Source organism: Arthrobacter sp. UYNi723 (assembly GCF_054057635.1).
The window spans coordinates 60,672-79,611 of record NZ_JBSRZM010000009.1; the positions used below are offsets into that span (position 1 = coordinate 60,672).

Below are 18,940 nucleotides of genomic sequence, written 5' to 3' on the forward strand. Positions count from 1 at the left end.
GGTAGTTTCCGGCGCGAATCCCACTGCGGAATGCATGGAAGACCTCTTCAAGAAGTGAGATAACGATGCAAACACCACCGTTGACCGGCGTTGACCCGGCACCCGAGACAGAAGTTGACCTGGGCAAAGCAGCGAACCCCTCCGTGGGTGTCGACGCGCTTTGCGATGCAGCCAGCGCCGCCTCCGGCAGAACGATCAGCCCTACCCTCTACAACATCGACCTTGCCCCGACGAAGCGGGAAGGTCGCCGCTGGACCGGCTACAGCATCTTCACGCTCTGGGCTAACGACGTCCACAGCCTCGGCAACTATGCGTTCGCCATCGGCCTTTTCGCCCTTGGGCTTGGAGGCTGGCAGATCCTCCTTGCCTTGGGCATCGGAGCCGTACTGCTCTTTGCCCTGCTCAACTTTTCCGGCTTCATGGGGGTCAAGACCGGTGTACCGTTCCCTGTCATGAGCCGGATCAGCTTCGGTATCCGCGGTGCCCAGATCTCCAGCCTGCTCCGCGGCGCCGTCGCCATCGCCTGGTTTGGGATCCAGACGTACCTGGCCTCGGTGGTCCTCCGCGTAATGCTCGTGGCCATGGTCCCCTCCCTCAAGGAGCTGGATGGCAACTCCATCATGGGCCTGTCCACACTCGGCTGGATTGCCTTCGTTGCACTGTGGATCGTCCAGCTGGTCATCGTCAGTTTCGGCATGGAAATGATCCGCAAGTATGAGGCCTTCGCCGGGCCCATCATCCTGGTGACCATGGCTGCCATCGCCATCTGGATCTTCGCGGAAGCCGGCGGCTCTATCGCCTGGGCACCGGACAATGCGCTCGAAGGCGCCGACATGTGGCGCACCATCTTTGCCGGCGGCGCACTGTGGGTCTCCATCTACGGAACCTTCGTCCTGAACTTCTGCGACTTCACCCGCTCGGCGGTCTCCAAAAAGGCCGTGGTCCGCGGAAACTTCTGGGGCATCCCCATCAACATGCTCGTCTTCGGTGCCATCGTGGTCGTTATGGCAGGCGGCCAGTTCAAAATCAGCGGCAAGATCATCGAGAGCCCCTCGGACATTGTCCAGACCATCCCGAACACGCTCTTCCTTGTCCTGGCCTGCCTGGCCCTGCTGATCCTGACCATCGCCGTGAACCTGATGGCCAACTTCGTGGCCCCCGTCTATGCACTGACGAACCTGTTCCCCAAGCACCTGAACTTCCGCAAGGCGGCCTGGGTCAGCGGTACGATCGGCCTCATCATCCTTCCCTGGAACCTCTACAACAACCCCCTGGTCATTGTGTACTTCCTCGGCGGACTGGGCGCGCTGCTGGGGCCGCTGTTCGGCGTGGTCATGGCAGATTACTGGCTGCTTCGCCGCGGCAAGGTCAACGTGCCGGAGCTCTACATCGAGTCGCCCACGGGAGCCTACTACTACAAAAAGGGTTACAACCCCAAAGCGATCATGGCACTGATACCGGCTGCCACCGTCGCCCTCGTGATCGCTTTTGTCCCGGCCTTCGAGGGAGCCGCCCCGTTCTCCTGGTTCTTCGCAGCAGGCATCGCGGCAGTGGTGTACTACCTGATTGCGGATCGCAAGCAGCAGTTCGACGACGTCGACGGCGAGCCCATCGCCATCGTCAGCACCCACTGACCAAACCTCAAAAACTGACCAACCTGTCCCGAAAGAGGAAAGCACCATGCGCATCCTGGTGGCCAACGTCAACACCACACAGTCCATGACCGACTCCATCGCCGCCTCGGCCCGTAGTGTGGCGGCACCCGGAACGGAAATCATTGGAATCACGCCCCGCTTCGGTGCCGATTCCTGCGAGGGGAACTTCGAAAGCTACCTCGCGGCCATCGCAGTGATGGACGCCGTGGTCAACTACCCGGAACCGTACGACGCCGTCATCCAGGCCGGCTACGGCGAGCACGGCCGCGAAGGGCTCCAGGAGCTCCTGGACGTTCCGGTGGTGGACATCACCGAGGCGGCCGCGAGCACCGCGATGTTCCTGGGCCACAAGTACTCCGTGATCACCACCCTGGACCGGGCCGTGCCGCTGATCGAGGACCGGCTGAAGCTGGCCGGCCTCGACGCCCGGTGCGCCTCGGTCCGGGCCAGCGGCATGGCCGTCCTTGAACTGGAGGAGGAGCCGGAGCGCGCGGTGGAAGCCATCATCGAACAGGCGCTGCTGGCTGTCCGCGAAGACAAGGCGGAAGTTATTGTCCTGGGCTGCGGCGGCATGGCCGGTCTGGACGAGGAAATCCGGAAGCGTGCCGGAGTCCCCGTGGTGGACGGCGTGGCGGCTGCCGTCACCATTGCTGAATCGCTGGTCCGGCTTCGGCTGAGCACCTCAAAGGTCCGGACCTACGCCACCCCGCGGCCCAAGACAGTCATAGGCTGGCCCATAACGGCAGCGGAAGTGCCCGCTGCACCTTAGCCCGCCATCAAAACAAGGAGCGACCCCATGACTGTAACCCACCGGCCCGCACATCCCCACCGGCCGGCGCCGGTCGCCGTCGTGACCGGTGCAGGTTCCGGAATTGGCAGGGCGGTGGCGCGGCTCCTGTTGGCCGACGGGTACCGCGTGGTGTTGGCCGGCCGCCGTGAGGCTCCGCTGCTGGAGTCCGCGGCCGGCCACCGCCAGGCGCTGACGGTGCCCTGCGATGTAACAGTGCCCGACGACGTCGAGCGCCTTTTCGCTGCTGCCCTCGGGAAGTGGGGGAGGGTTGACCTCCTGTTCAACAACGCCGGCGTGTTCGGTCCGGCCGCATCGGTGGATGAAATCAGCGTGGCCGACTGGGATGCGGTGGTGGCGGTGAACCTCACCGGCTCGATGCTGTGCGCCGCCGCGGCCGTCCGGGCCATGAAATCCCAGGAGCCCCAGGGCGGCCGCATCATCAACAACGGGTCCATTTCAGCGCATTCGCCGCGGCCGCAAACAGTGGCCTATACGGTCACCAAGCACGCCATGACGGGTCTGACCAAAAGCATCGAGCTGGACGGCAGGGGCTTCGGCATCACCTGCGGCCAGATCGACATCGGCAACACAGCCACGGACATCATGGCCACCATCGGCGTGGACTCCGGTGCCCTGCAGGCTGACGGCAGCCGCCGGGTGGAGCCCACCTTCCCGGTGCAGGACGCCGCGCGTGCCGTGCTCCTGATGGCCGGCATGCCGGCGTCGGCCAATGTGGGCTCGGTGGTCATTACCGCCGCGGGAATGCCGTTCATCGGCCGGGGGTAGCAAGGAATAATCCACACTATTCCGCTACGGAAGCGGACGTCCGCATCGGGGATTTCCCGGGCGGGCGTCCGTTTCCGTGGCGGATTTTGCCTGTCCGGAAGGATTCTCAGTACGCGAAGTAGGCCACTTGGCCGAGGCGCTCGAGCTGCCGATCACGTAGCGCCCATTCAACTTCGGAGTGTCGAACCGCGTCTGAGCTGGGGATTCGGCAAGGATTGGGGCCATGACCAAGAGAACTGTGCTTATCGGGGGACGCTTTTTCTTTGGCCTTCTGACGTTGGTGGCGGTGGGAACACAGCTGACAGTTCATTTGGGCATGGGCTACGACGTCTGGAACTTCTTCAGCTACTTCACCAATCTGTCCAACATCTTCGCTGCGTTGGTGCTTCTCATCAGCGGCTACAGGGTGCTGATCCGCAAACGCCCCAGCGAAATCGACGACGTCACGCGCGGCACGGCAACCATCGCCATGGCCGTGGTGGGACTCGTGTTCGGTGCACTGCTCGCCGGGGAAGATCTCGGCTCGCTGCTGCCGTGGGTCAACTTCGTGGTGCACTACCTGATCCCGGTGGTCATGGTGGTGGACTGGCTCTTCCAACCGCCGCGGGCCACGCTCACGGTCAAGCACATCTGGTACTGGCTGCTCTACCCCGTCGGCTACCTGGCCTACAGCCTGGTCCGCGGGGCCTTGGTGAACTGGTACCCGTACTGGTTCGTCGACCCCGCACGGGCAGGTGGCTGGGGCGGGGTGGCGGTGTTTGCCCTCGCCATTTCCGTCGGCTTCCTAGTAGTGAGCCTGGCGATGCTGTGGCTCGGCAACAAGCTCAAGCGGCAGGTGGATTACTAGTCGAGGAGGTGCAGCTGTTCGGGGGAGTCGAGATCTTCGCCGCCGGAGAGGTCACCGCAATCGATGAGGTCTATCAGTTCGGGATGGGCCTGGAGGAAATAGCGGGCGCCGGCGTCGCCCGTTGCCATTTCTGCGGCCTCAGCGCGGAGGCTGGAATCCAGAAGCAGCGGATGTCCCCGCCGGAGTTTTCCTTCGGGGCCACGGTAGGCGGCGGCCGTCACCCGGCCTGGCCGGTGGGATGCCAGCAACCGGGCGACGGTCTCGGTGGTCAGGCCGGGCTGGTCCACCAGCGCAATGAGCACATGGTCCTCCGGGGCTGCTGCGGCGACTCCCGCCCGGAACGAACTTCCCATTCCACTGGCCCAGTCCGGGTTGTCGATGACCCGGTGCCGGCTGAGATCGGTGGCGGCGCGGACCGTTCCCGCGTCCGCGCCGAGCACCGTCACCACCTCCCAGCAGCCGCCGTCGAGCAGCACGTCGGCCAGGACTTCAACGAGCGTGCGGCCCTGGAACCGGAGTAACGCCTTGGGGCCGAGCCCCAGCCGCGTCCCGGCACCGGCGGCAAGCAGCACCGCCGTCGTGCGTTGTTTGTCCAGGTCAGCCATCGCCCCAGCCTATCCAGCCACATGACAGTTGACGGCAATGTTCCAGGGGAACACTGCCGTCAGCTGTTGTATGGATGAAGGGGTCAGGCGTCGCCGCCGGTGCCGCCGGTGGTCCCGGCGTTGACGTCCAGGAGCTTGTAGCGGTCCATCGCGTAGGCGGGCACGCCGCCGTCCACCTCGCCGCGCGAAGCCAGCAGCTGCAGGGTCTTCACCACAATCGAGTGGGTGTCGTTCTTGAAGAAGCGGCGGGCTGCCGCGCGGGTGTCGGAGAAGCCGAAGCCGTCGGCTCCGAGCGAGGCGAACTGGTGCGGGAGGAACTGGCGGATCTGGTCCGGGACGGCCTTCATGTAGTCGGTCACCGCCACCACCGGCCCCTGCGCCTCGGCGAGCTGCTGGGCCACGAACGGAACACGGGCGGGCTGGCCCGGGTTCAGGAACGCCTCTTCCTCCGCGGCGAGTCCGTCCCGGCGCAGTTCGTTCCAGGACGTGACGGACCAGACGTCGGCGGAGACGCCCCAGTCCTCGGCGAGGATCCGCTGGGCTTCGATGGCCCAGGGAACCGAGACGCCGGAGGCCAGGATCTGGCTCTTGGGCCCTTCAAGCTGCGACGCCGACACCCGGTAGATGCCTTTCAGCACACCGTTGACGTCGAGGTTCTCGGGTTCGGCCGGCTGGGAGATGGGCTCATTGTACACGGTGATGTAGTACATCAGGTTCCGGTCAGCTGAATCGGGCCCGTACATGCGCTGGATGCCGTCCCGGATGATGTGGCCCATCTCGTACCCGTACGCGGGGTCGTAGGTAAGGACGGCCGGGTTGGTCGAGGCCAGGATCGGGGAGTGGCCGTCGGCGTGCTGGAGGCCTTCGCCGGTCAGCGTGGTCCGCCCGGCGGTGGCGCCGATGATGAACCCACGGGTCATCTGGTCCGCGGCGGCCCAGAAGGCGTCGCCGGTGCGCTGGAAACCGAACATGGAGTAGAACACGTAGATCGGAATCAGCGGCTCGCCGTGGGTGGCGTAGGAAGTTCCCGCGGCAGTGAACGCTGCGACCGCGCCGGCCTCATTGATGCCGGGGTGGATCAGCTGGCCCTGGGCCGATTCCTTGTACGCAAGGACCAGGTCCCGGTCCACGGAGAGGTAGGCCTGGCCGTCCGGGTTGTAGATCTTGGCTGTGGGGAAGAACGCGTCCATGCCGAAGGTTCGGGACTCATCGGGAACGATGGGGACAATGCGGTGTCCGAACTTCTTATCCCTGAGCAGGTCCTTGAGCAGGCGCACGAAGGTCATGGTGGTGGCCGCCTGCTGCTTCCCGGAACCGCGCTTGGCAACCTCGTAGGTCTTGGCGTCCGGCAGCTCCACCGGAGCGTGGTCCGGCCGGCGTTCGGGGACGAAGCCGCCCAGGGCGCGGCGGCGTTCCATGAGGTACTGGATCTCGGGGGAGTCCATGCCGGGGTGGTAGTACGGGGGCCTGTAGAGGTCCGCATCGAGTTGTTCGTCCGTGATGGGGATGCGGAGGTAGTCGCGGAACTTCTTCAGGTCATCGAGGGTGAGCTTTTTCATCTGGTGGGTCGCGTTGCGGCCCTCGAAGTGGGGTCCGAGTCCGTAGCCCTTGACCGTTTTGGCCAGGATCACGGTGGGCTTGCCCTTGAACTCGGTGGCTGCCTTATACGCGGCGTAGACCTTGTGGTAGTCGTGGCCGCCGCGCTTGAGGTTCCAGATCTCGTCATCGGAAAGGTCCGCGACCATGTCCTTGGTCTGCGGGGTCTTGCCGAAGAAGTGCTCGCGGACGAACCCGCCGGACTCTGCCTTGTAGGTCTGGTAATCGCCGTCGGGGGTCTCGTTCATGATCTTCACGAGGGAGCCGTCGGCGTCCTTGGTGAGCAGGTCATCCCACTCCCGGCCCCAGACGACCTTGATGACGTTCCAGCCCGCGCCGCGGAAGAACGCCTCGAGTTCCTGCATGATCTTGCCGTTGCCGCGGACGGGACCGTCCAGGCGCTGGAGGTTGCAGTTGACCACAAAGTTCAGGTTGTCGAGCTTGTCGTTGGCGGCGAGCTGGAGCAGGCCGCGGGACTCGGGCTCGTCCATTTCACCGTCGCCCAGGAATGCCCACACCTGCTGGTCCGCGGTGTCTTTCAGGCCGCGGTTGTGCAGGTACCGGTTGGACTGGGCCTGGTAGATCGCGTTCATCGGGCCGATGCCCATCGACACGGTGGGGAATTCCCAGAACTTCGGCATGAGGCGCGGGTGCGGGTAGGAGGAGAGGGCGTGGCCTTCCTTGGACTTTTCCTGCCGGAAACCGTCCAGGTCCTCCTCGGACAGCCGGCCTTCCATGAACGCGCGGGCGTACATGCCGGGAGAGGCGTGGCCCTGGAAGAAGACCTGGTCACCGCCGCCCGGGTGGTCCTTGCCGCGGAAGAAGTGGTTGAAGCCGACCTCGTACAGGGTCGCTGCACCGGCGTAGGTGGAGATATGCCCGCCCACGCCGATGTCTGCCCGCTGCGCGCGGTGAACCATGATGGCCGCGTTCCAACGCAGCCAGGCCCGGTACTTCCGTTCGATGTCCTCGTCACCCGGGAACGCCGTTTCCTGGTCCACCGGGATGGTGTTCACGTAATCCGTGGAGGTCACCATCGGCACGCCCACGCTCTGGGCGCCGGCCCGCTGGAGCAGGCTCCGCATGATGTATTGGGCACGCTCGGTGCCCTGTTCCTGAATCAGGCTATCCAGGGACTCCAGCCATTCGGCGGTCTCTTCCGGATCACGATCAGGCAGCTGGTTTGTCAACCCGCTGAGGATATGGGAGGTCTCTTCTCCTGCAGCCACGTCCAGCCTCTTTTCATCGTTGAATAGTTGGCTCAAGTTTTCATTGTGTGAGAAAACTTTATTGCATCTCGAGATTATCTAGGCGACCATCCGCGCGTCAAGGCGAGCGGACGGTCACATTTGGCTGTTAAGGGAGCCACAAGCAACGCGGGGTCGGATACGGCCCATTAGGCCGCCCGGAATCGGCCGTATCTGACCCCGCGTTGCTTTTTCAGGAAGACGTAAGGAGCCTGCCCCAGCGCGGGTCCAGCAGCGGTGCGCCCGCCATCTTGAGGCAATGCCACAGCGTGACGGCCACGGAGTCCAGGACCGGTACACCGGTTCGCTCCTCCACTTCGGCCGTGATGTTGGCGCCGTACAGGTTGGTGCACAGGTAGATCAGAGCATCCGGATTCGAGGCTGCGAGTTCCAGCGAGCCCGGCAGCATCTCGGTATCGGTGACCGAGGCGAAGGACTCGTTGTCGCTCAGGTCCAGGTGCCGGTGGTCGATGGTCTTGATGCCGGCCTGTGCATACGATTCGATCACGGACTCGTTCACGTCCGCCGTGTAGGGCGTGAACAGCCCGATCCGCTCCGTGCCGAAGGACTTGAACGCCTCCAGGTAGGCCAACGTGGAGGTGGTGGCGGGGATGCCGGTTGCCTCGGTGATCTCGCGGACCAGGGCGTCGTCGTGGGAGGCGCCCAGCCACGAGCCGGAGGTGCCGTTCCAGGCGATGACGTCCACATCGGCGGTGGCGAGGAGTTCGGCGGCCGAGCGCATGACCGCGGCATTGAACTGCTGGTCCGAGGATTTATCCAAGGCAATCCGCGTTACGGGGATCCGGGCGAAGTGGATGGTGACGTCGTCACGATCGCCCAGGATCCGGTAGCTTTGCGGTTCGAGGCAGGTATTGGAGGACGGCACGATCATGCCGATACGGGTGGCGCGGGTTGCGGAAGGCATGGGAGCTCCTAGGCAGAAATCGTGACGGGGGCGGGCGCTGCAGGGGTCAGCGGGGACAGGGCATCGCGGTGTTCGGTGAAGCCGTTGCGGGCCACGAAGCGGCCCACGGGGCCGGGATCCTGGAACCCGGCGTCGTCCACCACCACGCGCCCGGCGGAGACGACGACGGCCGGCCAGCCGTGCAGGGTCTTCCCCTCGAAAGGCGAGAAGTCAGTGCCCATATGCAGTGCACCGCCGTCGACGACGCGCTCCGTAGCGGGATCGAAGACGATCAGATCGGCGTCGAACCCTTCCACGATTGCGCCCTTGCGCGGCAGGGCATTGATCCGGGCCGGACCCGCGGAGAAGACCTCCACGAAGTCCTCCACAGAGCCGCCGGCCGAGGCCAGCGCCGTGAAGGTCACCGGCATGCGGGTCTCGACGCCGGGCAGGCCGTGCGGCATGAAGCGGACGTCGTCCGTGCGCTCGCGTTTCTGCGAGAGGTCGTAGCAGGAGTGGTCCGAGGCTACGGTGTGGATGGCCCCGGCTGCGAGGCGTTCCTTGAGGGCGGCCACGGTTTCGGCGCTGCGCATGGGCGGGCAGCAGGCGTACCACTCGGGGAACGTGCTGCCGTAGACGGTTTCATCCAGGCTCAGGTAGTGCGGGCATGTCTCGGAGTAGGCTTCCTGGCCGCGGCTGCGGGCCTCGGTGACCAGGTCCACGGCGCCGGGAGTGGACTGGTGCACAAAGTAGACGGGGGCGCCGGTGTATTCGGCCATGGCCAGGGTTTCCTTGACCGAGACCTCTTCGGCCAGTTCGGGGCGGGTCCGGTGCAGGTGCTCAATGGCGATGCGTCCGTCCGCGGCGTGCTGCTCGGTGCAGTCGGCAATGATGGGGTCGTGCTCGGCATGAATGTAGGTGAGGCCGTCCAGGCGGACCATTTCGCGCATGACCTTGAGGATGGTGTCGCCGTCGGCCATGGTGGAGCCGCGGTTGGTGGTGTACATCTTCACGGAGCGCACACCCTCCGCGGCGAGCTGCTCCAGCTGCCACGGCACGGTCTCGTCCCAGCTGACCACGGAGCCGTGCAGCGCCACGTCGCAGCGCGATTCGGCGGCCAGCGCTTTCTTGGAAAGCACGGCGTCGAGCGGGGTTTCCTGGGCGTCGCGCGGGATGCCGAAATCGATGATGGTGGTGGTGCCGCCCCACAGCGCTGCCGTGGAGGTGGTGCGGTAGTCGTCCAGGGTGCGGAAGCGGCCGGTCACCTGGGCCACGTGGCAGTGTCCGTCGACGCCGCCGGGAATCACCAGCTGGCCGCTTGCGTCCACGGTGCGTGTTGCCGCGGGCACGGGCTCCGAGGCGTCGAGCAGCTGCACTATGCGGCCGTCGTGGACCACCACGTGCGCGGTCTGCCGGCCGAAGCTGTTGACCACGGTGCCGTGGGCGATGACGAGATCTGGGGTGTGGGACATCGTTGTCCTCCTACTTCTGGGTGGCGGGCTGGGCGGCCGAGGCAACGGCGGCGTTCGACTGGGCGGCGGCGTTCTGCGCGGCGGACAGGGCGGCGTCGAGGTTTTCGGACAGCCGGCTGCGGCGCTTGACGGGCGGCGGGGCAAAGGCGCCCTGCCGGTGGAAGCCGGACTGCAGGGCAACCACGGCTTCGGTCATCCGGATGCCGGCGGAGATGCCGTCCACCACGGGAACGGGGATCTGTCCCTCAAGTTCGCGGGCGAGCCCGGCGAGCGGGGCACCTGCCAGGATCACGACGTCGGCCCCGTCCTCCGCGACAGCCTGCCGGCTGAGTGCCAGGAGCGTGTCCTTGAAGTCGGCCTGGACGGAGCCGATCGAATTGAGGCTCTGGTTGATGGAACGGATCGAGGCCAGGCGGCCGCCGAGCCCGAAGTGCTCAACGCAGTCCCGGTACCAGGCGGTGATGCGGTCCGAGATGGCGATGATGGAGAAGCGCTGGCCCTGGAGGGCGGCTGCGCAGAGGGCGGCCTCGGTGATGCCGATGACCGGCACATCCACCAGTTCCTTGAGGGCCGGCATGCCGGGATCGCCGAACGCCGCCACCACGACGCCATCCACCTGGCCGTGATACTCGGCGATGATTTCGGCGACGGCGCCGGCGGCGATGAGGGATTCGAAGCGGGTTTCGATGTACTCGACGCCGTGCCCGGCGGTCCGCACGAGCAGCTCGGTGTCCGGCCCGGCCGAACGCACGGCCTCGGCTTCGATCAGCGCCGTGACGTCGGCACTGGTGTTGGGGTTGATGACCAGGAGTTTCATGGTTTTTTCCGATGCAGCTTGGGCTCGGCGGCGGTGGCGTCTTCGGGGAATTGCTCCCGGTACTTGCCGATGTGCGACGCCGATTGGGCGGCGGCGCGTTCCGGGTCGCCGCTGGCGATGGCGGCGTACAGGTCACGGTGTTCCTGGATCAGTTCCGGGAGGTCGCTGACGTGGCGGAAGAGCCAGTGCATGCGGCCCTGAAGGGGTTCCAGCGCTGAGCGGAGAAAGTCGTTGTTGGCGATGCGGGTGATGGCGTCGTGGAAGTCGCTGTTGGCGCGGTGGGCTTCCAGGATGGATCCCTTGGCGAGGCAGCGGTCGGCCTCGTCCAGCAGGCCCTGGAGTTGTTCGAGGTCCTGGGCCGTGGCGCGGGCCGCGGCCAGCCGGCAGGCGAGGACCTCAAGGGACTGGCGGACGTCAAAGAGGTCTTCCACATCCTTGGCGCTCAGTCCGCTGACTTCCATGCCGCGGGAAGAGCGGTCCCGGATCAGGCCTTCCTGGCGGAGCATCCGGAGGGCCTCGCGGACGGGAAGGCGCGAGACGTTGAATTCGGCGGCGAGGTCCCGCTCCACCAGCCGGGTGCCGGGCGCATAGTGGCCTTCGAAAATCCTCGTACGGAGCGTGTCACGCACGGTCTCCCGGAGGGGGCGGTCCGTGTTGTTCGTGTCTTCTGCGATAAGCAATTCTGGCTCCATTCGTGGTTCTTTCAGGCAGTGCGCCCGGCGTTCCCGGCCGGTGTCCGGCCTTTCGGCGGTACAGGCCGTCGGGCCGGCCCGGTCAGGCGAGTTAGACCGGGAGGCGCTTGTTGTAGTTCAGTGTCAGCACGGAGACGCCCATGATGACCGCGGATCCTACAAAGTACAGCAGTGCCCAGGTGTAGGAGCCCGTGGCCCCGACAATCAGGCCTACCACAATCGGGGTGACGAAGCCCGCGATGTTGCCGCTGAAGTTCATGGCGCCGCCCAGGACGCCGGCATTGGTCCGGCCGCCCAGGATGGAGGGGATGCTCCAGAAGAGGCCCACCCAGCGGAGGAAGAACATGACCACGGACAGCAGGACTACCGCCGTCGTCGGATCCGCCACGATGGTGACGCCTACCAGGCCGCCGATGACCACAACGCTGGAGATGCCCAGCAGGGTACGCATGACCAAGTTGGCCGAGGCGCCGGAGTTGCGCCACTTGTCGGCGATGTGGCCGCCCAGGATTTCACCGACGAAGCCGGCTCCGAAGATCACGAAGGTGGACCAGCCGATGGTCTTCAGGTCGAAGCCCTTGGCCTGGGCGAGGTAGAGCGGGCCCCAGGTGAGCAGGCCGTAGAACACGCCGTTGAAGCCCAGCCAGCCGAAGCACATGGCCCAGAAGGAACGGAACTTCAGGTACGGGAGCAGGGCGCGCTTGCCCGAGGCGCCTTCCTTCGCGGCTTCGGCATCTTCCGCGGCGTGCGAGGCCTCAATGTATTCGGCCTCGGCGGCGTTGACGCCGCGGTGCTGGCGCGGGTTATCCCGGACGTACCACCAGACGGCCAGACCCATGAGGACCGTTGCGGCGCCGGCGATGATGAACGCCGTGCGCCAGCTGCCGGTTGACGCGATGAGCCCGGCGATCAGGATGCCGCCCAGACCGGCCCCGAGGGGGGCGCCGGCGTCCAGGATCGTGGCGCCGCGGCCGCGTTCCGACTTGTGCATCCAGATGGCGTTGAGCTTGCCGCCGGCCGGCATCACGCCGGCTTCGGTGACGCCGATGCCGAGCCGGGCGATGAACATGCTCAGGAAGCCGCCGGCCAGGCCGGATGCGGCGGTAGCCGCACCCCAGCCCACGCAGGAAGCCGTCATGACCTTGCGCGGACCGAACTTGTCGATCAGCCAGCCGACCGGGATCTGCATGAGCGCGTAGGTCCAGAAGAAGGCCGAGAGCAGGAGGCCCACGAGCTCGGGGGCGAGATTGAATTCCTTCTGGATGATGGGGAGGGCCACCGAGATGGAGCCCCTGTCGATGTAGTTGACGGCGACGAGGACCAGCAGGAGCAGGAACATTTTCCAGCGGACGTTGGTGCGACGTTGCACGCCGTCCTTGCCGGTTTTGTCGTCGGGGAGCGGTACAGCGGTTTCAGTATTTTGAAGAGACACAACTTCTCCTTTGCAGAGAGGAAGATTGCAGACGGGAAGAAAGGCTGGGTGTTCGCGGGGCAGGAGGCCGGCTGGTGGGGCGTCCTGGAGCCTAAATCCGGCGAAGCCTGGCTATGAACTGTGGCTTGGGACCCGGATCGCGATCTTTGGGATCCCAATTTGGGATCCCAAAATTTAGAATAGAAGTGACCCGTGCCACTGTCAAGGAATTTGTTCCGTTATGGCCCACCCGGGCCAAATAACCGATTGTGACCGCTGCCGGCGTTCCGGCTGGCGGCGTGGTTGCGGCCGACGTGGAGGCGTTGAGGAGCCGGACGATGGGCGCGCGAAAGGGCCCGCGGCGACGCCGCGGACCCTTCCTGTCGTCTCAGTTCTCCGGCAGGGGCCGGTGGGCTCAGCTGCCCCGGTACGTGGAATAGGCGAACGGGCTCAGCAGGAGCGGCACGTGGTAGTGGGCCTCCGATTCCACTACGCCAAACGTGAGGGTCACCTCCGGGAAGAACGTTTCGGTGCCGGTGGCAGCGAAGTACTTGCCCGTGTCGAACGCCAGGCGGTAGGTCCCCGAAGGCAGCCGTTCAGGTCCCAGCTGTTTGATGCGTCCGTCCGCGTCGGTAGCGCCCCCGGCGATCCGGACCCAGCGCTCGCCGTCGAGCACGTGGAGGGTTACCGGGATCTCGGCCGCCGGTTTTCCGGAGCCGGTATCGAGTACATGGGTGGTGACGTGCGAGGTGCTCATCTGCCCATCAGTCCTTCGAGTCGGAGCACTGCGATTTCCCGCAACTGCTGGCCAATGATTGATTGTTCTGCTTCGGGGGCGTGGGCGAGCCTCGTGTTGAGGGCGGCCAGGATCTCCTCGCGGCTGCGGCCGGCGGCGCGGATCAGGAACACCTGCCCGAACTTCTCCTCGTAGGCCCGGTTGCCTTCTGCCAGGGCCTCGGCCACGGCAGCGTCGGCCACGCCCAGTCCGGCCTGTTCCGACTGGGACAGCCTGGCTTCCGCGCTGTCTCCCTGCGCCCGCTCGCCGATCCGCGGATGGTGGGCGAGGGCTGCTTCGATCTCCGCAGGGGTGAAGGGGTTGGCTGCGCTGCGGCCCGCCGCCAGGAGCGCGTCGAAGCTGGAATAGGGCCGCGCGTCGGCGAGCTCGTCGATCCAGCGTTGGATGTCCAGGCAGGGGCGCAGGAAATCGGTAGCCTCCGGGCGGCCGGCCGTGTTGAACTGTTCAAAGTGCATAAAACAGATCCTCGTGTTTTGATGCTGGCATCCACGGTGTAGGGCTATGCGGATACCTTATTCCGCATCATGGAACTGTTATTTCAGCATATGCAAAAGTCAACCGCACGCACCGGCGGGTGTCAACCGCCGGGACGCTGCGTGGGCCACGCCCAAACGGAAAGCGGACGACGGCGGGAGGTCCCGCCGTCGTCCGCTGTTTCTGTTCCCGGGGGCGCAGGTCAGGCGAGCCTGCGCCGGATCAGGGCCGACGCCTGGTCAACCACCACGATCAGGACTAGCACCACGATGATGTGCGTGAGCATCTGATCGAACTGGAACGACTTGATGGCCTGGTTGATGAGCAGGCCCACGCCGCCGGCGCCCACCAGGCCCAGGACCAGCGAGGACCGCACGTTTACGTCGAACCGGTAGAGCAGCAGGCCCACAAACTGGGGGACCACCAGCGGGATGCTCGCGTGGAACGTCTGCTGCAGTTTGCTGGCACCGGCGGAGGCAAGCGCCTGGACCGGCCCCTGGTCGCTCTCCTCCATGGCTTCGGCCCAGAGCTTCCCCATCACGCCGGTGTTGTGGCAGATCAGGGCCAGCACGCCGGCGAACGGGCCCAGGCCCACGGCGGTGACGAAGATCAGGGCAAAAACAACGTCAGGAACCGCCCGGAAGAAGGACAGCACGGCACGCGCCGCCTGGTACACCACGGGATGCGGAGTAGTGGTTTCCGACGCCAGCGCGGCCAGCAGGAGGGCGGTGGGAATGGACAGGGTGGTTCCCAACAGCCCGATCCACAGCGTTACCAGCGTTGCTTCCAGGCTGGGCTTCAGCACCTTCTCCCAGTTCAGGTCCGGCGGGAACGCGTCGGCGAGGAACCGTCCCATGCCCTGGGCGCCGTCAACCAGCAGCGCGGGTTTGAACTCGGTGCTTTCGAGCGCGATGACGTGCAGAACAATAAAGACCACGACTGCGGCGGCCATGGTCCCGGTGCGGGTCCACTGGCGCCGTGCCCGGGGGAGTGCGGGAGCGCTCATGCTGCAACCCTGTCCGGTGCGTACAGCGTGTCCAGGACATCGTCCGACAAGCCGGCCAGGCCGCCGTCGAACACAATCTTTCCCTTGAGGAGGCCGATGGCGCGGTCCGCGTAACGGATCGCGAGGTCCGGCTGGTGGAGCACCGCAGCGACGGCGAGGTTCTCCGTGTGGGCAAGCTCGGCCAGCAGCGCCATGACCTGTTCAGCAGCGTGCGGGTCCAGGGCGGAGACAGGTTCATCCGCGAGCAGCACAGAAGCGCGCTGGCAGAGGGCCCTGGCAATCGCGACGCGCTGCTGCTGCCCGCCGGACAGCTTGCCGGTCCGTTCCAGGGCAACTCCCGCCAGTCCTACGCGGTCCAGGCACGCCAAGGCTTCCTCCTTGAGTTCTTTGGCAAATAACGCCGGACTGACCGACGCGAGTCCGCTGACCCGCAGGAGTCCGCCGGAGCAGACGTTGTCCAGGGCCGTCCGGCGCGGGACAAGATGGACTTTCTGGAAGACCATGGCCGTCTGGCTGCGCGCCAGGATCTGGGCCCGGCCCTGGAGCGTCCCCAGGTCCTTGCCCTGGACGCGGATGGTGCCGGCGTCCGGACGGGTCAGCCCGATGACGCACTTGAGTGTGGTGGACTTTCCCGAACCGTTGGCACCCAGGAAGGCCAGCAGTTCCCCTGCCCGGACGGTGAAGTCGACGCCGTCCAACACTGTGGTTCCGCCGTAGGCCTTGGTCAGGCCTGCCACTTGGACAGCGGTCACAGGTCTTCCTCGGTCAGCCCCATAGTGGCGGCGAGATCGAACAGGGGCTGGTAGGTCTCCTTGGTGACGGCCAGCAGCGGGCCCGGAGGCGTGACGTCCAGGAAGGCGCCCACTTCGGCGATGGCCTCGGCGGGGAGATTCACCAGGGCGTCGCGGACGGCTTCCTTGAGGGCCGGGTCAGCGTTGCCGCGGATGGTGATGGGATCGTTGGGGATGGCGTCCGAGATCCAGATCTGGCGGAAATCCTCCGGCTTGAAGGTGCCCGCGGCGGTGGCTGAGGCAAGGGTCTGGGAGTTGATCTCGGCGGCGTCCACCGTCCCGTTGGTCAGGGCCAGGAGGGCTTCGGGGTGCCCGCCGGCGTAGCTGATGTCCAGGTCGGATTCGCTGATGCCGGCCTTCTTGAGCCCGTAGCGGGGGAGGACATCGCCGGACGTGGAGCCGATGCCGCCGAGTGCCACGTCCTTGCCCTTGAGGTCGTTGATCGACTGGATGGCGGAGTCCTTGGGCACCCAGATGCCGGCGGTGTAGGTGCTGAGTTCGCCATCGGCCGTTCCAAAGGAGGCGATGGGCTCCGCTCCCGCCTTGGTGCTGGCGAAGACGTAGCCCATGGGCCCGAACTGCCCGATGTCCAGGCGGTTGTTGGCCATGGCGAGCACCTCGGCCGAGTAGTCCTCCACAACCTGGACCTCCACCTCGCAGCCCAGCTTCTCCGCCATGGCGTCCGCGAGGACGCGGTAGGCGGGTTCGAGCTTGGCCGGGTCCTCATAGGGCTCGATGCCGAACTTGATGGGGCCCTCGGCGCAGTAGGCGGGGGTGTTCGCTGATGCGTTCTGGACGTCCGGGCTGGCGCAGGAGGACAGGCCGACGGCGGCGAGCAGGGCAGCCGGAATCAGGGCGAGGTAGCGGGTTTTCATGGGAATCCTTGGGGGGTCTTGGGGGAGGAAGAGGAGGAGTTGGTTCAGGGGAGGGCGGAGACGTTGCGCGCCGCCAGGCCGAACGAAACGGTCATGCCGATTCCCGCGGTGACGGACACGGCAGTGACTCCGGGGGCAACGGCGGCAACGAGGAGCGGGCCCGCCTCGCTGGAGGCGTAAATGCCCTGCCAGCGTTCCGTGATGTTGAGGGATTCGATCCCCAGGACGCCCTGGATCCGGTCCAGCAGGAGCGCCGTGGTGGACTCTGCCAGGAAGGGCTCGGCGGTTTTCTGGTAGGCATGCGAGTCGCCCAACAGCAGCGTGCCGTCAGGGCGCTGGGTGAACATCACGTTGGCGCCGATGTCCAGGAGGCCCGGATCCTGCGCCTGGACCTCGGCGAGGAGGTCCGCCGCGGACGGCATCTCCACAAAGGCGCCGTAGCGGAGCATGGACGTGGCGGTCAGTACCGCCGGTTCCAGATCCAAGCCCTCCGGGCCTGCCGCGGCTGCCATCTGGAGCGAGCAGCGTTCGATCTCGTGCCCTTCGGCAAGTTCCGGGAAGAGCAGGTCCACATCGTGGCCGACGCACACAAACACGTGGTCGGCCTCCACCTCGCCGCGGCTTGTCCGGACCAGGGCTGTCCGTTCGGTTCCCGCGCCAAAGCCGAGGGCGGAGGTGTTCCACCGCACGGACGTGTCCGGACGCGAATCCAGCCACGCGGCGAGGCTCGCCACCGTGGTCCGGGGATCGACCCTTAGGTCATCACGCAGCCACGCGCCGCCGACGACGACGGGACTCGTCGTTGCGTCCGGACCCTCAGCAGCAGCCGCTCGCCCCAGCCGGGCGGACGTTTCCGCGGCGCTGAGCAGAACGATCTGGCCGGGCTCGCGGTGTTCCGCCAGCTCGTGCAGGACGCGAAGTTCTGTTGCGGTGCGCGCCACCACCACGGCTCCGGATTCGGTCGCCCAGAAGCCGGCGCGTTCCGAGAAGTCCAGCCAGTGCTTGCGGCCGGTGATGGCAAGTTCATACAAGTCGCCGGTCTGGGCGGTGATGCAGCAGTGTCCGAAGTTCCGGATGGAGGCGCCCACTGCGCAGTGATCGCGATCAATGACCAGCACGGAGAGCCCCCGATCGGCGGCAAGGGCGGCGTGGGCCAGGCCCACGATGCCGGCCCCGACCACCACCACGTCCACGGAGGACGGGAGGCTGCTGGCGGCTTGGTTTTGAAGGTTTTCGGTATTCACAAGATCGATAGTGGCCGCCCGGGGCCAGGCCAATCAAGCCAGATTGACACTTGTCTGAACAAGTTTACGGTTTGTTCATTGGAAGCCCGCGAAATTAATGCCGTATTCATTCGATGGGATCGAAATCCTTGGAAATTCCACCAATACAACTTGTATGATCAAGTCATGTCCCTATCGCAGCTCCAGCCGCTCCACCAGCGCTTGACCGACGAACTTCGTACCCGGATCACGTCGGGCATGTGGCCTGAGGGGTTCCAGATTCCCAGCGAGGCAGAGCTTTGCCGGGAATTCGAAGCCTCCCGGGGAACCGTCCGGCAGGCTCTCGCGGCACTGCGCACCGAGAGCCTCATTTTGGGCGGTCGTGGCAAGCAGCCGGTCGCCGGCCGTGCGGCGCTGTCCCAGCCGTTCACCACGTTCATGTCGTTTACGGAGTGGGCCGGATCCATTGGCAAGTCGCCGGGGCAGCAGACCCGGGAGATTGCCCGCCGCCCGGCCTCGTCCGAGGTGGCAGCCCAGCTGGGCATCCAGGCGGGCGAGCCTGTGGTGGAGGTCCTGCGGCTGCGGCTCCTCGGAGACGCGCCGGCCATGGTGGAGCGGACCAGCTTTGTCCTCGACGTCGGCCGGCTGCTGTTCGACTTTGATACGGACAGCGGCTCCATCTTCAGCTTTCTGAAAAGCCAGGGCGTGGACCTGAGCCGGGGCCGGCACACCATCGACGCCGTGGCAGCCGAGGGACTGGACGTGGAACTGCTCGGCGTCGAACCCGGTTCACCCTTGCTCCGCGAGCGGCGCCTGACCTCATCCGCGGCCGGGGAGCCGCTTGAATACTCCGACGACAGGTATATCCCCGGCCTGACCAACTTCACCATCGAAAACACCAGCGAGCACCGCGCCAACCTGGTCCGCGTGCCAACCACAGCCTAAGGACACCG

The 18,940-nt window shown here is 65.9% G+C and carries 18 protein-coding genes; 5 read left to right on the plus strand and 13 right to left on the minus strand.

Going from position 1 to position 18,940, the window contains the following annotated elements; translation table 11 throughout:
- Positions 1-65 precede the first annotated feature (65 nt).
- From ACVWY0_RS09185 to ACVWY0_RS09200, 4 genes are all read left to right on the plus strand, one after another.
- Positions 66-1,634 (plus strand): NCS1 family nucleobase:cation symporter-1, encoded by a 1,569-nt coding sequence (locus ACVWY0_RS09185; protein ID WP_485836424.1) that lies wholly within the window; start codon positions 66-68, stop codon positions 1,632-1,634.
- A 46-nt stretch (positions 1,635-1,680) separates the two neighbouring features.
- Positions 1,681-2,424: an aspartate/glutamate racemase family protein gene (locus ACVWY0_RS09190; RefSeq protein WP_252575260.1), complete on the plus strand. Its 744-nt coding sequence runs from the start codon at positions 1,681-1,683 to the stop codon at positions 2,422-2,424.
- Positions 2,425-2,451: 27 nt separating this feature from the next.
- Positions 2,452-3,231, plus strand: coding sequence for an SDR family oxidoreductase (locus ACVWY0_RS09195; protein ID WP_485836425.1), 780 nt, complete (start codon positions 2,452-2,454; stop codon positions 3,229-3,231).
- 223 nt (positions 3,232-3,454) lie between these two features.
- Positions 3,455-4,078, plus strand: coding sequence for a Pr6Pr family membrane protein (locus ACVWY0_RS09200; RefSeq protein ID WP_485836426.1), 624 nt, complete (start codon positions 3,455-3,457; stop codon positions 4,076-4,078).
- Here ACVWY0_RS09200 and nboR read toward each other — a convergent pair.
- From nboR to ACVWY0_RS09265, 13 genes are all read right to left on the minus strand, one after another.
- The gene (gene nboR / locus ACVWY0_RS09205) at positions 4,075-4,683 is read right to left on the minus strand and encodes a nicotine blue oxidoreductase (protein WP_485836427.1); all 609 of its coding nucleotides are present in this window, start codon (positions 4,681-4,683) and stop codon (positions 4,075-4,077) included. The two genes, ACVWY0_RS09200 and nboR, sit on opposite strands and share 4 nt — an antisense overlap.
- Positions 4,684-4,766: 83 nt before the next feature.
- Complete coding sequence (gene aceE / locus ACVWY0_RS09210; protein ID WP_485836507.1) at positions 4,767-7,508, minus strand: pyruvate dehydrogenase (acetyl-transferring), homodimeric type; 2,742 nt, start codon at positions 7,506-7,508, stop codon at positions 4,767-4,769.
- Positions 7,509-7,719: 211 nt separating this feature from the next.
- Positions 7,720-8,451, minus strand: coding sequence for a maleate cis-trans isomerase family protein (locus tag ACVWY0_RS09215; RefSeq protein ID WP_485836428.1), 732 nt, complete (start codon positions 8,449-8,451; stop codon positions 7,720-7,722).
- 8 nt (positions 8,452-8,459) lie between these two features.
- Positions 8,460-9,902 (minus strand): amidohydrolase family protein, encoded by a 1,443-nt coding sequence (locus ACVWY0_RS09220; RefSeq protein ID WP_485836429.1) that lies wholly within the window; start codon positions 9,900-9,902, stop codon positions 8,460-8,462.
- Positions 9,903-9,912: 10 nt separating this feature from the next.
- Positions 9,913-10,719, minus strand: a complete 807-nt coding sequence (locus ACVWY0_RS09225; RefSeq protein ID WP_485836430.1) for an aspartate/glutamate racemase family protein — start codon at positions 10,717-10,719, stop codon at positions 9,913-9,915.
- On the minus strand, positions 10,716-11,411 hold the full coding sequence (locus ACVWY0_RS09230; RefSeq protein WP_485836431.1) for a GntR family transcriptional regulator: 696 nt from the start codon (positions 11,409-11,411) through the stop codon (positions 10,716-10,718). Before ACVWY0_RS09230 ends, ACVWY0_RS09225 begins: the two co-directional genes overlap by 4 nt.
- Positions 11,412-11,502: 91 nt before the next feature.
- The gene (locus tag ACVWY0_RS09235; protein ID WP_485836432.1) at positions 11,503-12,843 is read right to left on the minus strand and encodes an MFS transporter; all 1,341 of its coding nucleotides are present in this window, start codon (positions 12,841-12,843) and stop codon (positions 11,503-11,505) included.
- Positions 12,844-13,237: 394 nt separating this feature from the next.
- The gene (gene uraH, locus ACVWY0_RS09240; protein WP_485836433.1) at positions 13,238-13,579 is read right to left on the minus strand and encodes a hydroxyisourate hydrolase; all 342 of its coding nucleotides are present in this window, start codon (positions 13,577-13,579) and stop codon (positions 13,238-13,240) included.
- Positions 13,576-14,073 (minus strand): 2-oxo-4-hydroxy-4-carboxy-5-ureidoimidazoline decarboxylase, encoded by a 498-nt coding sequence (gene uraD / locus ACVWY0_RS09245; RefSeq protein ID WP_485836434.1) that lies wholly within the window; start codon positions 14,071-14,073, stop codon positions 13,576-13,578. The genes uraH and uraD overlap by 4 nt, the downstream gene beginning before the upstream one ends.
- 221 nt (positions 14,074-14,294) lie before the next feature.
- On the minus strand, positions 14,295-15,098 hold the full coding sequence (phnE, locus tag ACVWY0_RS09250; RefSeq protein WP_485836435.1) for a phosphonate ABC transporter, permease protein PhnE: 804 nt from the start codon (positions 15,096-15,098) through the stop codon (positions 14,295-14,297).
- Positions 15,095-15,850, minus strand: coding sequence for a phosphonate ABC transporter ATP-binding protein (locus ACVWY0_RS09255; protein ID WP_485836436.1), 756 nt, complete (start codon positions 15,848-15,850; stop codon positions 15,095-15,097). The genes phnE and ACVWY0_RS09255 overlap by 4 nt, the downstream gene beginning before the upstream one ends.
- Positions 15,847-16,764, minus strand: a complete 918-nt coding sequence (locus ACVWY0_RS09260) for a phosphate/phosphite/phosphonate ABC transporter substrate-binding protein (RefSeq protein WP_485836437.1) — start codon at positions 16,762-16,764, stop codon at positions 15,847-15,849. The genes ACVWY0_RS09255 and ACVWY0_RS09260 overlap by 4 nt, the downstream gene beginning before the upstream one ends.
- A gap of 44 nt (positions 16,765-16,808) precedes the next feature.
- Entirely contained in the window at positions 16,809-18,008 is a 1,200-nt protein-coding gene (locus ACVWY0_RS09265) for a TIGR03364 family FAD-dependent oxidoreductase (protein ID WP_485836438.1), read from the minus strand.
- 165 nt (positions 18,009-18,173) lie between these two features.
- Between ACVWY0_RS09265 and ACVWY0_RS09270 the strand changes: the two genes are divergently transcribed.
- Positions 18,174-18,932: a GntR family transcriptional regulator gene (locus tag ACVWY0_RS09270; RefSeq protein WP_485836439.1), complete on the plus strand. Its 759-nt coding sequence runs from the start codon at positions 18,174-18,176 to the stop codon at positions 18,930-18,932.
- Positions 18,933-18,940 lie beyond the last annotated feature (8 nt).